Origin of the sequence: Faecalicatena sp. Marseille-Q4148 (assembly GCA_018228665.1) — a bacterium.
Lineage (GTDB): Bacteria > Bacillota > Clostridia > Lachnospirales > Lachnospiraceae > UBA9414.
In genome coordinates this window covers 384309-399322 of sequence record CP073692.1, presented here as the reverse complement: position 1 = coordinate 399322, position 15014 = coordinate 384309, and the positions used below count along the sequence as shown (strand labels likewise).

Genomic DNA, 15014 nt, shown 5'->3' with positions numbered 1-15014 from the left:
GTATCTCAGGTTTACTGAAATAAATTTAGGGCAGAAACATAATGTTTCTGCCCTATTTTCACTTCTATGAAATTTCTTCCGCCACCATTTTCCAAAATTTTGGTTTTTTCTGGAATCTCTTTAATTCTTCTTTATCAAAATCAATCGTCAGATACCCATTTCCAACAGAAGTATCTTCGGTCACATATTCAAAGCCGATCTCAATTCCTTCTCCTGTCAGCATAAATATTGGAGAAATCCTCTCTTCACCACTGTCGCCTTCAAAGAAATGTTCCAGTTCTTTTGCATCATAAACATTTACAAATCCATTTTCCGGATAGTGATCCATGGCTTCTTCTTTCCACATGTTTGCAAATGTATGATTAGTACTAATCACATCTTTCAAATCATATATTTCTCCGCTCTTTACATTCGCAACAACTGAACGAAGTCCTACCCGAATATTATTATAGTTTCCAACACTGTAATAATCTTCAAAAGCTACACAGAGTAAGTTTTCATCCTGATAAGTGACTTTATAATTCACTTGTGATGCTACCACTGCTTCTTGCTGCATCATCCATTCTTTCATCTCTTCTGTCGGATTTTCATAGTATGTTATGACAGTCTCTCTTGCACAATTTTTCAGCTTCTCATTAAGTTCTTTTTCTACCTTTTCTGAGAGTCCGCTTAGCTGCGGATAATTAATATTATAAGAAATAAAATACGCTGATGATCTGTCACTTTCAAATGCATCATTTTCTTCTTCAATCTCATACCCTGCATTTGCGGCAATATATGCTTCTGCCTGTAAAATACCGTCATTTTCCTCCTCTGGTTCTTCTTCCGGCATTGGAATCATCTTCTCATCAAACGGAATTTCCTGTGCATAAGTCCGTCCGGTTTCTTTTTGTCTTTGTACCGTTCCAAATACGAAAAAAGCTAACACACCTAAAATGAACACAAGAAACATAATACCTGCCATAACTGCAATTCCAATATACAGACCTGTATTGGATTTTTTCTTAGCCTGATTCCGCTGACAGCATTTCTGAACAGACATTCGAAGCGTCTTTTTCATCATTCCATACTCCGGCACAAATGCGCCTTCCTCTTCAAATCCAAATTCCCGGTATAATATCTCTTTCTCCGGAATCGTCTTTACTGTCAGATGTGTATACATATTTGAAGTCACCGCAAGACGGCAAGCCTCCTGCAGAAGCTTGGCTTCTAAATGTTCTTTTTGATAACGCGGATCCGTATACATAAAGAGCACTTCTCCTTGTGTGTCCAGTTCCAAAGCTCCACATACTGTTTCTTTTTCATAAGCTGCAAACAGCAAAATCTTACCTGTCTGATAACGTTCTAATTGATTTTCATATTTTAAAAATGCAAGAAATGCTTCTTTTCCTTCCTCTGTATAGCGTGCCAGATCTTGTTTCCAGAACATCTGAGCCGAGAAATTCAGTACATTCCATAATTCCGTTTCTTTTACAATTCTAATCTGCATTCTTTTCCTCCATTCCGCTGTCACATACTGTTTCTTGAACAGACAGTGTATCCTCCAGCTCTTCCCTGAGAATTTCAATCGCCCGTTCTACGGAAGCTGTTCGTATCTCTTCCCGCGTTCCATGAAAATGACATTCTTCTACACGAATCCTGTTATTTAAACAACAGCCGATATACACCAGTCCTACCGGTTTTTCTTTTGTTCCTCCTGTCGGTCCGGCAATTCCTGTCGTTACAAGCGCAGCATTCGCATTCGCTATTGTTGCTGCTCCCCGCGCCATCTCTTCTGCTGTCTGGCTGCTGACCGCTCCAAATTTCTCCAGCGTTTCATGAGCCACTCCTAAGATTTTCTCTTTCGCTGCATTAGAATAAGTAATATGTCCTTCTTCATACACTTCAGACGCGCCGGAAACATTCAGAAGACGTCCTGCCAAGAGACCGCCTGTACAGGATTCTGCTGTAGTAACCTTCCATTTTCTTTCTCTTAATACTTCTATTACCATCTCTTCTATCGCTTTTTTCATCTATTCCTCTCCTGTTTTCATTTTCCCCAAATATCTGTATTAGTTAATATTATAACACGTTTTTCATCACGAATGGCTAATTACACACTTTTTTCATATTTCTCTATCAAAAAAATCCTGCCAGGGGAACTTTGCTCTACCCTGGCAGGACTTTCCATTATTTTTTACATACCGCCTCTTGTAAGGACTTCTTTATTCTTTGCAATATAATCTACAAGTGAGATGATCGTCAGCGCCAATGATACCCAAATCAGAACTGTTCCGATTGTATCAAAAATACCGCCAAGATCCATAATCAATACGACAATCATTAACATTTGAAATGTTGTTTTGAATTTGCCCCAGTAACTTGCAGCAATAACAATTCCATTGTCTGATGCAACAAGACGGAATCCGCTAATAATAAATTCACGGCTGATAATAATAATTACAATCCATGCCGCCAGTTTTCCGTTCTCTATGAGACAGATCATTGCAGCAGAAACAAGAAGTTTATCTGCCAGCGGATCCATAAATTTTCCGAAATTTGTTACCAGATTGTATTTTCTTGCGATTTTCCCATCCAAAAGATCTGTCAAACTAGCTATGATAAAAATTGCAAGGGCAATCCACTTTCCGGAAGCGCCGCCCAGATCCGTCAGCATAAATACTACGAAAAACGGAATCATCAGCACACGCAGTACCGTTAATTTATTTGGTAAATTCATGATAATAACTCTCCTATCAAATCGTATTCCTGTGCTCCGGTCACTTTTACCATTGCAAAATCTCCGGAAACAAGTTCTTCATCTGTCATAATAAAAATCAAACCGTCAACATTCGGCGCATCCTTGTAAGTCCTTCCTACATAGGCATTCTCATCTGCCACCTTGCCCTCAATCATCACAAGCACCGTCTGCCCGATCATGTTTTCTGCAAGCTCAAAAGCAATATCTTGCTGAAGCTCCATAAGTTCTGCCTGACGATCTTCCTTAATCTCTTCTGGAATCTGATGCTCAAATTCTGCTGCCGGAGTATCTTCTTCCGGTGAATAAGTAAATACACCAAGTCGATCAAATTCCATCTGATCGACAAAATCCATAACCTCTTCGTGCTGTTCCTCGGTTTCTCCCGGAAATCCTGTGATCAGTGTCGTTCGGATGCAAATATCCGGAATTTCTTCCCGTAAACGTTCCACCGTCTCGATCAACTGCGCTTTTGATGTGCGCCGTCCCATCCGTTTTAAAATCGCATCGCTGGCATGCTGGATTGGGAGGTCAATATAATGACAAATCTTTGGCTCTTCTTTCATAACCTGGATCAATTCTTCTGTAATCTCTTCCGGATAGCAATAAAGAATACGAATCCACCGAAGTCCGCTGACTTTACAAAGCGCCCGCAAAAGCTTTGGAAGGGATTTCTCGCCATAAATGTCTTTGCCGTATACCGTTGTTTCCTGTGCCACCAGAATCAGTTCTTTTACGCCCTGTTCTGCCAGATACTCTGCTTCTTTTACAAGGCGCTCCATTGGAACACTGCGATAATTTCCGCGTATTTTTGGAATGATACAGTAAGTACAGTGCTTATCACAGCCTTCTGCAATCTTCATGTAAGCATAATGACCACCGGTTGTCACAATCCGCTTTTCATCTACAAGCGGAAGTGCATTCACATCGTTGACAATCAGCTTATGTTCTCCGTGAAGCGCGGCTGCAATTGCTTCGAGAATCTTATCATAAGAAGTTGTACCAAGCACCGCATCTACTTCCGGAATCTCATCCATAATTTCCTGTCGATAACGTTCAGCCAAACATCCTGTAACTATAAGCGCTTTCAGTTTCCCGTTTTTCTTCCACTCAGCCATCTCAAGAATAGTGTTAATACTCTCTTCTTTTGCATCATGGATAAAACAGCATGTATTAATCACAATAATCTCCGCACTAGCCTCATCATCAACCATCTGATACCCGTGTTTTGCCAGCATTCCAAGCATCACTTCTGTATCTACCAGATTCTTATCACATCCGAGAGAAATAAACAATAAATTCATCAATCTGTTTCTCCTGTCTTCCTATATTTTTAGAAGGCAGATACCGGATCCGGCATCTGCCTTTTTATGCTACTCTTCTTCTGAGTTTTCTGCAATAATCTTAATCTTTCCATTGTTCAATTCACTGATTGCAATAGAAAGCGGTTTATCCTTGTCCTTTGCCGGAACAAGCGGTTCTGCTCCTGCAATGATCTGTCTTGCACGTTTTGCAGTGGCAAGTACGATGGAATAACGGCTGTTAACAATCTTTGTTGCACCTTCTTCCACGTCCTGATTTACTACTCTCATCAAATCTGTATAAGATGGATGTAACATAAATTATTCTCCTTTCATTTGAGCTTCCTGAAGCTCTGTTTTAATCTGTTCTATAAAATTCTGATTTCGGAATGTCCTGCGATGCTCACTCTGAATAATCTGATGCATCTCTTCCACACAGATTTCCAGCTTATCATTAATTACGAGGTGATCATACCGATCCATGAACTGCGCTTCTTCTGCTGCGCGTTTCATTCTCGCTTCAATGACATCCATCGTCTCTGTTCCCCTGCCGATCAACCGTTCTTTTAATGTCTCAGCATCCGGCGGTGTCACAAAGAGGAGCAATGTGTCAGGAAACTTCTCCTTAATCTTAAGTGCGCCCTGAATTTCAATTTCCAGAATCACATCTTTTCCGGCAGATAACTGTTCTTCCACATACGCCTTTGGTGTGCCATAGTAGTTATCCACGTACCTAGCATACTCTATCAGCTCATCTTTCGCAATCATTTTTTCAAATTCTTCTTTTGTACGGAAAAAATATTCCACACCATTTTTCTCGCCTTCCCGCGGATTTCTTGTTGTGGCAGATACCGACAGCGCATAGCGATCATGATAACGATTCATCAGCGCTTTCATCAGTGTCCCTTTCCCTGCGCCCGAAAAACCGGATACAACGATTAAGATTCCCTGTGTTTTCATCTGTTCACCTTCCAAACTCTTTATTCAATATTCTGAATCTGTTCCCTGACTTTTTCAATCTCCGTCTTCAGATCAATGGCAATATTAGAAATCTCCAGATCATTTGCCTTAGACAGAATGGTATTCGCCTCCCGATTCATCTCCTGAGCAATAAAATCAAGCTTTCGCCCGATTCCTTCATCGCTCTCCAATGTTTCTTTCATATGTGCGATATGACTCTTAAGGCGTACTACTTCTTCATCGGTACAGATCTTATCTGCAAAAATAACTACTTCCGCTGCAATCCTTCCCTCATCCATCTGAGTATCTTCCAGAAGTTCCTTTACTTTTTCTTCTAATTTTTCCCGATATTCAGAAACAATCTGCGGGGAGCGCTCTTCGATCAGTGTAATCTTCTCCAACATTCCATCCAGCTTGCCAAGCAGATCTTCTTTCAGATGTGCCCCTTCTGCTGTCCTTGTCTCAACAAACTGTGTAAATGCTCCTTTTAATGCCTTCTCAAGACTGCTCCAGAGCTCTTCCTCATTCTCTGTCTGTTCTTCCATCGTCAGCACTTCCGGATAGCGTGATAATGTAGAAACACGAATATCATTCTCTAATCCAAATGTCTCTTCCATCATCTTAAAACATTCCATATATTCTGCTGCAAGGGATTCATTATATTTCAAAACGCCCTGTGTCTCTGTCATATCTTCATATGTAATGAAAATATCAACTTTTCCACGCTGTGCATACTGCTTCAGCAGCGTTCTGATCGCAGATTCAAAAAAACTGAGTTTCTTCGGCATACGGATGTTGATATCCAAATATCTATGGTTCACACCCTTCATCTCTACCGTAAATTTGCGTTGTGCTTCAGAGACTTCAAATCTTCCAAAGCCTGTCATACTTTTTATCATTGAAATTTCCTCTTTAACTTCCTCATTCAGTATTTGACTATTTGGCACTAAATTTTATTATAAAACATTTTAAAATAGCCGTCAATTCCCTGCTCTTATGAATTTTATAAATCTGCTGAAGCATCCAGAAGAAATTCTGTAATCAGTTCAATACAGCCTTCCACATCTTTCTCATCTGCCACTTCGGCCGGCGAATGCATATAGCGAAGTGGAATTGATACAAGAACTGTCGGGATTCCTTCATTGGCGAAATGAATCTGGTCAGCATCTGTACATGTCATTCCGGATCCCGTTTCAATCTGATAAGCAATGTCTGATTTTTCAGCACATGTTTTCATCTTGGCATTCATTGATTTTACAATGAGAGGATTGATACAGAGAACCGGTCCCTTTCCAAGCTCAACACGTCCTGCATCCCCATCGCGCACACCTGCATAATCACTTGTATAGGTAACATCTACTACAATAGCCGCATCCGGTTTTACACGTTCTGCTGTCCAGCGGGCGCCATTTTTTGTTGTTTCTTCTCCGACGGTTGCTCCTGCATACACACCGCAGCTGCATCCTCTTTCTTTTGCACGTTTCAGCGCTTCCATAATGATAAAGACTCCGAGACGGTCATCCAGAGCTCTTGCTGTAAATCTGCCGCCTGCAAGCTTTCTAATACAGGTATCAAACACAACTCCGTCTCCCGGCTCTACCAGTTTCTCTGCCTCTTCTCTGCAAGAAGCGCCGATATCCACAAGAAAATCAGAAGCTGACAGATCTTGTTTTTTCATCAGTTCTCTTGTAATCTGTACTACACCATAGACAACACCGTTGGCTGTCTCAATCTGTACACGCTGCCCCGGATAAGTATGCGGAATAATTCCACCATATCTTGAAACATGAAGCATTCCATCTTCCGCAATATGTGTTACCATAAGCCCAATCTCATCTGCATGTGCCGCAAGAAGAATCTTCTTCTCTGCCTGCGGATTCAAAACACAAACAGTATCGCCAATAGCATCTGTACGAATCTCATCCGCATAAGAAGCCATTTCTTTCTGAAGTACTTCCTGAAGCTTCTCCGGAAAACCTCCTACTGAAATCTGATTTAAAATGTCTGTCAAAAATTTTTCATTCTTCATGATATTGTCTTCCTTCTCCTGATTATTTTTTCATCATTTATTCATAAATCGGATATCTTTCACAGATATGTCCAACACGTTCGCGAATTTCATCCGCCTTCGTTTCAAATTCTGTTGCTGCAAGTTTGATGCAGTGTGCAATTTCCGGCATATCCTGTTCTTTCAGCCCTCTCGTAGTAATCGCAGGCGTTCCGATTCTCACACCGCTTGTCACAAACGGACTCTCCGGATCATCCGGAACTGCATTTTTATTGACGGTAATATATACTTCATCCAGACGGTTCTGAAGTTCTTTTCCTGTAATATGCATATTTCTCAAATCTACAAGCATCAAATGATTATCCGTTCCACCGCTGACAAGTTCAAATCCTTCCTGCATCAGCGCTTCTGCCAATGCTTTCGCATTTTTCACTACCTGTTGCTGGTATTCCTTAAATTCCGGTTTCAGCGCCTCTCCGAAGCAAACTGCCTTTGCACCGATTACATGCATCAGCGGTCCTCCCTGTGTTCCCGGAAAGATTGCCTTATTAATCGCTTTCGCGTATTTCTCTTTACATAAGATCATACCGCCTCGTGGTCCGCGCAGCGTCTTATGCGTTGTTGTCGTAACTACATCTGCATACGGAACCGGATTCTGATGCAGTCCGGCTGCTACAAGTCCTGCTATATGCGCCATATCTACAAAGAGATATGCCCCAACTTCTTTTGCAATCTCCGCAAACAGATCAAACCGAATTTCTCTTGGATACGCAGATGCTCCCGCAACGATCATCTTCGGCTGACACTCTTTCGCAATCTTACGAATCTCTTCATAATCAAGTACGCCTTCCCGATTCACTCCGTACGGTACAAAATGATACAGCAGTCCAGATGCATTTACCGGTGAACCATGTGTCAGATGTCCTCCATGCTCCAGATTTAATCCCATTACCGTATCTCCCGGCTTAAGAAACGCCTGATATACTGCCAGATTGGCATTCGCTCCGCTGTGCGGCTGAACGCAGGCATGTTCTGCACCAAATAGCTTCTTTGCTCTCTCAATTGCCAACTCTTCAAGCACATCAATCTCTTCACAGCCGCCGTAATAGCGCTTTGCCGGATAGCCTTCCGCATATTTATTTGTCGGAACTGTTCCCATCGCAAGCATAACCGCCGGGGACACAATATTTTCTGAAGCAATCAGTTCCAGATTTCTCCGTTCTCTTTTCATTTCCTGAAACAATGCTTCTCCTACTTCTGGATCATGTTCTTTCACATAATTCATAACTTCTGTAATTAAATTCATCGCCGTTCCTCCTTCTGTGTCAATTAAGCATATCATAATATTTATCTTACCATATCCAGGACATTTTTGAAATACACCGGACAAAAGAATTCCATTCTTTTCCCATTTATGTTCTTCTGAATTTCCTCTTGAAAATCAGATACAAATACGGCACAATAGAAACATCAAACTAATAAGAAAAGAGGAATGATTATGGCATTTGATGGAATTACCGTTGCAAACCTTGTACAGGAATTAAATGTATCATTAAACGGTGGCCGTATTTATAAAATCGCACAACCCGAAAGTGACGAATTGTTACTCACAATTAAGACTCCAGCCGGACAAAAGCGTCTTCTCATCTCTGCAAGCGCTTCTCTTCCGCTCATCTATTTGACAGCAGATAATAAACCGAGTCCAATGAACGCACCGAACTTCTGCATGCTTTTAAGAAAACATATCAGTAATGGTCGGATCATTTCAATTTCGCAGCCAAAACTTGAGCGAATTATTTCTATCGAGATCGAACATCTGGATGAACTTGGAGATCTTTGCCGCAAATACCTCATTGTAGAAATCATGGGCAAACACAGCAATATCATTTTCTGTGATACGAATCAACGCATCATCGACAGTATTAAACACGTTTCTTCTCAGATGAGTTCTGTACGCGAAGTGCTTCCCGGACGCACTTATTTTATCCCGGATACGATGGAAAAATCGGACCCTCTGACGGTTTCCGAAGCGGTATTCTCTGAACTCCTTATTAGAAAACCAATGTCGCTTTCAAAAGCAATTTACACAAGTTTTACCGGAATCAGCCCTGTTGCTGCAGAGGAAATCTGTTACCTCTCCGGACTGGATTCATCTATTCCTGCTTCCGAATTATCTAGTGATCTAATGCTTCATTTGTATAAACAATTCCGGATTTATTTTGATCAAGTAACAGAGGGCGCTTTTAAACCATGTATTTATACTGACGGAAAAGAACCGAAGGAGTTTTCTTCTCTGCCGCTGACACATTTTGCAGCCCTTCAGGCAATTCCATATGACTCCGTTTCCGCACTGCTTCAAGATTATTATTCTATGAAGAATACACTTACCCGGATCCGCCAGAAATCCGCTGATCTTCGTCATGTTGTACAGACTTCTCTTGAGCGCAACCGCAAGAAATATGATCTGCAGTCAAAGCAGCTGCGAGATACAGAGGGGCGTGACAAATTCAAAGTCTACGGAGAATTGATCCATACTTATGGCTATCATCTTCCGGAAGGTTCCAAAAAACTGGAAGCACTCAATTATTATACAAATGAAATGGTAACCATTCCTCTGGATCCTGCAAAAACACCACAGGAAAATGCACAGCGCTATTTTGAAAAATACAATAAACAGAAACGTACTTTTGAAGCGCTTTCCACGCTGATCCAGGAAACACAGGATGAGATTACTTATCTGGAATCTATCAGCAATGCCCTTGATATTGCGCTCGAAGAAGACGATCTCATTCAGATCAAAGAAGAATTAATGGAAACCGGCTATGTGAAACGAAAATTTTCCAAAAAGAAAGTCAAGATTACAAGCAAACCTTTTCACTATATCTCTTCTGACGGATATGATATTTTTGTAGGAAAAAACAATTATCAGAATGAAGAACTTACATTCCAGGTGGCTACCGGAAATGATTGGTGGTTTCATGCAAAAGGCTGCCCCGGATCTCATGTCATTGTAAAAGCCAATAACGAAGAACTTCCGGATCGTACTTTTGAAGAAGCCGGTCGCCTGGCCGCATTTTATTCCAAAAATCGTGGAAATGACAAAGTCGAAATTGATTATATTCAAAAAAAACATATCAAAAAAGTAAAAAGCGCCAAGCCGGGATTTGTTATTTATCATACAAATTATTCTCTCGTCATTGACTCTGACATTTCCGGCATCCGGCAAATATAACCATAATAAAGGAGGATTCTAAATGATTTACTGGGAAAATACAGAATTGCAAATACGCTCCATGATAAAAGAAGATATTCCTTCTTTCACAGAAGCCTTTCTTGAGATGGGTTGGACTCCCAAACCGGAAATCCACGAACGCTACCTCAAAGAACAGGCTGAAGGAAAACGTTATATCTTTGTTGCACAATACAAGGGACAGACAGCCGGTTATGCGACTTTGCTTCCGCTTGCCTGTGACGGTCCTTACAAAGAATGTTATCCGGAAGTTGTGGATTTTAATGTCTGGGAGAAATTCCGCCGTCATGGAATTGGAAATCATATTCTCGATGCAGCCGAAAACTTCGCCGCTTCTTTCAGCGATCACATCTGTCTTGGTGTCGGTCTCTATTCCGGCTATGGAAGTGCTCAGCGCATGTATGTGAAACGAGGATACATTCCCGACGGCAGCGGAATCTGGTGGAACCAAAAACCATTGCCGCCGTATGCTGACTGCTGCAATGACGATGACCTCGTGCTATTTCTTGCAAAAGAGCTCAGGAAAGCGTAAACTCTTTTATCTGCTTCCTTTTAAATGATCTATGAACTGCTGCGCGGTGCGGCCGGACAGCCCGCCGTGTGTCAGTTCCCAGCGATTCGCTTCTAAAAGCAGTTGCTCCTGCGGAAGTTCTATTCCATTTCTTTTGGCAAGTTCACATACTATCTGCTGAAATTCCTTCTTTGCCGGAGAATCAAAGAAAATCGTCTCACCAAACCGAGCCACAAGGGATAATTTTTCCTGCACCGTATCGTTTGCATGAATATCACTGTCATATTCCTCCCTGTCGCGGAATGACTCCCGAATCAAATGTCTCCGGTTCGATGTGGCATAGATTAGGATATTTTCCGGCTTCTTTTCCAGTCCGCCTTCTATCACCGCTTTTAAATATTTATATTCAATCTCAAATTCCTCAAATGACAGATCATCCATATAAATAATAAATCGATAATTTCTATTTTTAATCTGCTGGATCACCTCCTGCAGATCCTGAAACTGATGCTTGTATACTTCAATCATCCGAAGTCCCTGATCATAATAGCGGTTTAAAATCGCCTTAATTGCAGAAGATTTTCCTGTACCGGCTGCACCAAACAGCAGACAGTTATTGGCACTTCTCCCCTCTACAAATGCTTCTGTATTCTGAATCAATTTCTTTTTAGCGGTTTCATAGCCGATCAAATCATCCAACTCCACATGGGCAGTCTTTGTGATTGGAATAATCTGCATCCGGTCCTCTGCGCGCTCTATGCGAAATGCCTTATGAAGACCAAATTTCCCCACACCATATTCCTTATAAAACTCCGTAACTGCATCTTGAAACGCTTGCAGATTCTTCGCATCTGCAAGTTCTTTCGTCAAATGCTCAATCCGATCACGAATTCTTCTGTTAAATGCTGTACCGTGACGATTTCCCACATGATATTGCTGAATCATGTTCAAAACGACTCCTTCCGAATCTTTGCACAGACAACTCAGATCAAGAGCAAACAATTCCCGGAAAATTTCAAAATCATGGGCTGCCACTTCGCCAAGCGTACCTTCTGCGACTCCTGAAATCTCACATGCCATACTGTACGGATTCTCATGGCTGGCAAGCAGAAGCGTCAAATACGCCTGCCAAAGATTCCCTTTCAACCCATACTGATCCGCCAAAACAAGAAGTTGGTTCAGAGTCTCAAAAAAACATCTTTTTTCTTCTTCCATATTTGATGTTTTTCCGCAATGCGCTGCTAAATATTCGATCTTATGCATAATTTGCTCCTGCGGCATATTCCGGTATAATAATAGTTCATCACTTCTCATCTTTTTCACATCCTTTTTTCATCTGACTGCTTCTGCATAATTTCCAAGAATTTTCAAAGTTCTTGTCTCCTCCCGAAGTCCTCTAATTGCATTTTTCACCGCACTGTCTGCCAGATTTCCTTCAAAATCAATGAAGAACCGATATTCCCACGTCTTTCCCTCCACCGGTCTGGATTCAATTTTTGTCATATTCAGATCATTGTAAATGAAATGCGACAAAATATGATACAGCGAACCACTCTCATGCGGTACTTCAAAGCAGATACTGATCTTATCCGCATCCGGCAGGAAAATTTTCTGATTTGTAATCACAATAAAACGGGTGGAATTATTATCTTCATCATTTACATGCTCTTTCAGTATTTCCAGTCCATGCACCTTAGCTGCATAGGCGCTGCAGATAGCAGCCTTATGAATATCCTGTTCACTCAGAACACGCTCTGCCGCAATCGCCGTATTCGCCACACTAATCTGCTGCCAGTTTCTGTGTTCATCCAGGAAATGCTCACACTGCATTAACCCCTGCGGATGGGAATACACTGCTTCAATCGTCTCCAGATCAGTTCCTTTTATACCAGATAGCGTATGTTCGATCGGAAGCACAACTTCTCCCACAATATAATTCTCATATGCCACAAGAAGATCATTTACTTCATTTACTCCGCCGGCAGAAGAATTCTCAATCGGAAGCACTGCAAAGTCTGCTGTTCCTTCCTCCATCGCTTCCACCGCTTCCCGGAACGTCCTTACATGGAAACTGTTGATATCTTCACCAAAATATTTCTGCATTGCTGCTTGTGTATATGCCCCTTCTGTTCCCGGAAATACAATTCTGGCGCCTTTCGTATCAAGTTCTTCTACACGAATAAACGGCAGACGACCGGAAGTTCCCTTCCTTGCAATCTCCTGATACTGAAGTTTTCTGCTCATTGCCATCAACTGTTCAAATAACTCTTTAATTCCTTTTCGGTTAAATGCATTGGAAGCCAGTTCAGAAACAGCTGCCAGTTTCTGATTCTCCCGCTCCTTATCAAATACTTTCTTCCCTGTTGCAATTTTATATTCTGCAACTTCTTTGCAGAGCTGCATTCGCTTCTCATACAGCGCTACAATCTCGCTGTCAATTTCATCCAGATTCTTTCTAATCTCTTCCAGTGATATCATGTTCTTACCCCCTGATGTTATTCTATCTTTTTATTGTAACAGCCAAACGCTGCATTCGCCATAACAAAAATTATCTTCTTACTGATTTTTCTGTTGAAATCTTAGCACTTTTATTATAAGATAGATAGAGATTTCTCTGACATTCTATTAATTCAGAACTATTCAGAAATATCTCATCGTTTCAATTATACTATCGTATAGATCATCACAATTTACAAATTAAGAGGAGGTTTCTATGAGACATTTAATGAGTCCTTTGGACTTCTCAGTAGAGGAACTGGATCAACTTCTGGACCTCGCAAATGATATTGAACAGCATCCGGCAAAATATGCTCATGCATGTGACGGAAAGATTATGGCAACATTATTCTATGAACCAAGTACTCGTACAAGATTAAGCCACGAAGCTGCCATGTTACGGCTTGGCGGAAGCGTACTCGGCTTTTCTTCTGCCGACTCCAGTTCTGCAGCAAAAGGAGAAAGCGTTTCCGATACGATCCGCACTGTATCCTGTTATGCCGATATCGCTGCCATGCGTCATCCAAAAGAAGGTGCTCCAATGGTTGCATGCCGTCACTCTTCTATTCCGGTAATCAATGCAGGAGATGGAGGACATCAGCACCCGACTCAGACACTTACAGACCTGTTAACAATCCGTTCTACAAAAGGACGGCTGAACAACCTCAAAATCGGACTTTGCGGTGATTTAAAATTCGGGCGTACCGTACATTCTCTTATCCATGCCCTTGTTCGCTACGAAGGCATCAGTTTCGTATTGATTTCTCCTGAAGAATTAAGACTTCCAAGCTATATCCGCGAAGACGTTCTCGACAAGAATCATATCCCATATGAGGAAGTCGTACGTCTGGAAGATGCTATGCCTTCTCTTGATATTTTATATATGACTCGCGTACAGAAAGAACGTTTCTTCAATGAAGAAGACTATGTACGCATGAAAGATTTTTATATCCTGGATAAAAAGAAAATGGAACTCGCAAAAGAAGATATGTTCGTTCTTCATCCACTTCCGCGTGTCAACGAAATTTCCACAGAAGTAGATGATGATCCGAGAGCCGCATATTTCCGTCAGGTACAATACGGTGTTTATGTGCGAATGGCACTGATTCTTACGTTACTCAATATTAAAGTTTCCTAGGAGGGCTGATTCATGGCTACAAACAGTACATTAAATGTCAGCGGCATCTCAGAAGGTGTCGTACTTGACCATATCCAGGCTGGAAAATGCATGGATATTTATAAATATCTGAACCTTGATAAACTCGACTGCACTGTTGCAATCATCAAAAATGCAAAGAGCAACAAAATGGGTAAAAAAGATATTATTAAAATCGAATGCCCAATCGACTATATCGATTTAGACGTTCTTGGCTTCATTGATCACAATATCACAATTAATATCATCCAGAATGATCGGATTATCGAGAAAAAACGGCTCCATCTGCCAAAAGAAATCAAAAACGTTATCCGCTGCAAAAATCCTCGCTGTATCACCTCTATTGAACAGGAACTGGATCATATTTTCATTCTCACCGATGAGGAAAAAGAAATTTACAGATGTAAATACTGTGAAGAAAAATATGTAGGACATCTGAGAAAAAAATAGAACAAAAAATTAATGAAAATCGTATGATATACAAAGCATCTGGGGCTGTCGGGAAATGATAGTTCCAAACAGGGGCAGATTTGACTTGTATGAGTCAAACCTGCCCCTGAAACTTTTCCATAAAAAGAGAAAAAGATGGCTAACG

Annotated in this window: 15 protein-coding genes; 4 read left to right on the top strand and 11 right to left on the bottom strand. The window is 41.2% G+C overall.

Going from position 1 to position 15014, the window contains the following annotated elements; genetic code table 11:
• Window positions 1–64: 64 nt before the first annotated feature.
• The 9 genes from KFE17_01905 to KFE17_01865 form a co-directional block, all read right to left on the bottom strand.
• On the bottom strand, window positions 65–1489 hold the full coding sequence (locus KFE17_01905; GenBank protein QUO32532.1) for a GNAT family N-acetyltransferase: 1425 nt from the start codon (window positions 1487–1489) through the stop codon (window positions 65–67).
• A complete protein-coding gene (locus KFE17_01900; GenBank protein ID QUO32531.1) occupies window positions 1479–2012 on the bottom strand; it encodes a CinA family protein in 534 nt (177 codons plus the stop codon). Before KFE17_01900 ends, KFE17_01905 begins: the two co-directional genes overlap by 11 nt.
• A gap of 164 nt (window positions 2013–2176) precedes the next feature.
• On the bottom strand, window positions 2177–2719 hold the full coding sequence (pgsA, locus tag KFE17_01895; GenBank protein QUO32530.1) for a CDP-diacylglycerol--glycerol-3-phosphate 3-phosphatidyltransferase: 543 nt from the start codon (window positions 2717–2719) through the stop codon (window positions 2177–2179).
• The gene (gene rimO / locus KFE17_01890) at window positions 2716–4041 is read right to left on the bottom strand and encodes a 30S ribosomal protein S12 methylthiotransferase RimO (GenBank protein QUO32529.1); all 1326 of its coding nucleotides are present in this window, start codon (window positions 4039–4041) and stop codon (window positions 2716–2718) included. The genes pgsA and rimO overlap by 4 nt, the downstream gene beginning before the upstream one ends.
• Window positions 4042–4110: 69 nt before the next feature.
• Window positions 4111–4356: a DNA-directed RNA polymerase subunit omega gene (locus KFE17_01885; protein QUO32528.1), complete on the bottom strand. Its 246-nt coding sequence runs from the start codon at window positions 4354–4356 to the stop codon at window positions 4111–4113.
• A 3-nt stretch (window positions 4357–4359) separates the two neighbouring features.
• The gene (gene gmk, locus KFE17_01880; GenBank protein ID QUO32527.1) at window positions 4360–4998 is read right to left on the bottom strand and encodes a guanylate kinase; all 639 of its coding nucleotides are present in this window, start codon (window positions 4996–4998) and stop codon (window positions 4360–4362) included.
• 20 nt (window positions 4999–5018) lie between these two features.
• Window positions 5019–5897 carry a YicC family protein gene (locus KFE17_01875; GenBank protein ID QUO32526.1) on the bottom strand — a complete coding sequence of 293 codons (879 nt, stop codon included), beginning with the start codon at window positions 5895–5897 and terminating at the stop codon, window positions 5019–5021.
• Between the two features lie 104 nt (window positions 5898–6001).
• Complete coding sequence (locus KFE17_01870; GenBank protein ID QUO32525.1) at window positions 6002–7027, bottom strand: M20/M25/M40 family metallo-hydrolase; 1026 nt, start codon at window positions 7025–7027, stop codon at window positions 6002–6004.
• Between the two features lie 37 nt (window positions 7028–7064).
• On the bottom strand, window positions 7065–8291 hold the full coding sequence (locus tag KFE17_01865; protein QUO33589.1) for a serine hydroxymethyltransferase: 1227 nt from the start codon (window positions 8289–8291) through the stop codon (window positions 7065–7067).
• Window positions 8292–8504: 213 nt separating this feature from the next.
• Between KFE17_01865 and KFE17_01860 the strand changes: the two genes are divergently transcribed.
• Together KFE17_01860 and KFE17_01855 are read left to right on the top strand one after the other, a co-directional pair.
• Entirely contained in the window at window positions 8505–10238 is a 1734-nt protein-coding gene (locus KFE17_01860) for an NFACT family protein (GenBank protein QUO32524.1), read from the top strand.
• A gap of 22 nt (window positions 10239–10260) precedes the next feature.
• Window positions 10261–10788 carry a GNAT family N-acetyltransferase gene (locus KFE17_01855; protein QUO32523.1) on the top strand — a complete coding sequence of 176 codons (528 nt, stop codon included), beginning with the start codon at window positions 10261–10263 and terminating at the stop codon, window positions 10786–10788.
• 6 nt (window positions 10789–10794) lie between these two features.
• On the opposite strand, the gene KFE17_01850 is transcribed toward KFE17_01855, so the two are convergent.
• On the bottom strand, window positions 10795–12081 hold the full coding sequence (locus KFE17_01850) for an ATP-binding protein (GenBank protein QUO32522.1): 1287 nt from the start codon (window positions 12079–12081) through the stop codon (window positions 10795–10797).
• A gap of 18 nt (window positions 12082–12099) precedes the next feature.
• Window positions 12100–13245, bottom strand: a complete 1146-nt coding sequence (pheA, locus tag KFE17_01845) for a prephenate dehydratase (GenBank protein ID QUO32521.1) — start codon at window positions 13243–13245, stop codon at window positions 12100–12102.
• 235 nt (window positions 13246–13480) lie between these two features.
• On the opposite strand from pheA, the gene pyrB reads away from it, so the two are divergent.
• Complete coding sequence (gene pyrB / locus KFE17_01840) at window positions 13481–14401, top strand: aspartate carbamoyltransferase (protein ID QUO32520.1); 921 nt, start codon at window positions 13481–13483, stop codon at window positions 14399–14401.
• 12 nt (window positions 14402–14413) lie between these two features.
• On the top strand, window positions 14414–14869 hold the full coding sequence (locus KFE17_01835; GenBank protein ID QUO32519.1) for an aspartate carbamoyltransferase regulatory subunit: 456 nt from the start codon (window positions 14414–14416) through the stop codon (window positions 14867–14869).
• Window positions 14870–15014: the final 145 nt, after the last annotated feature.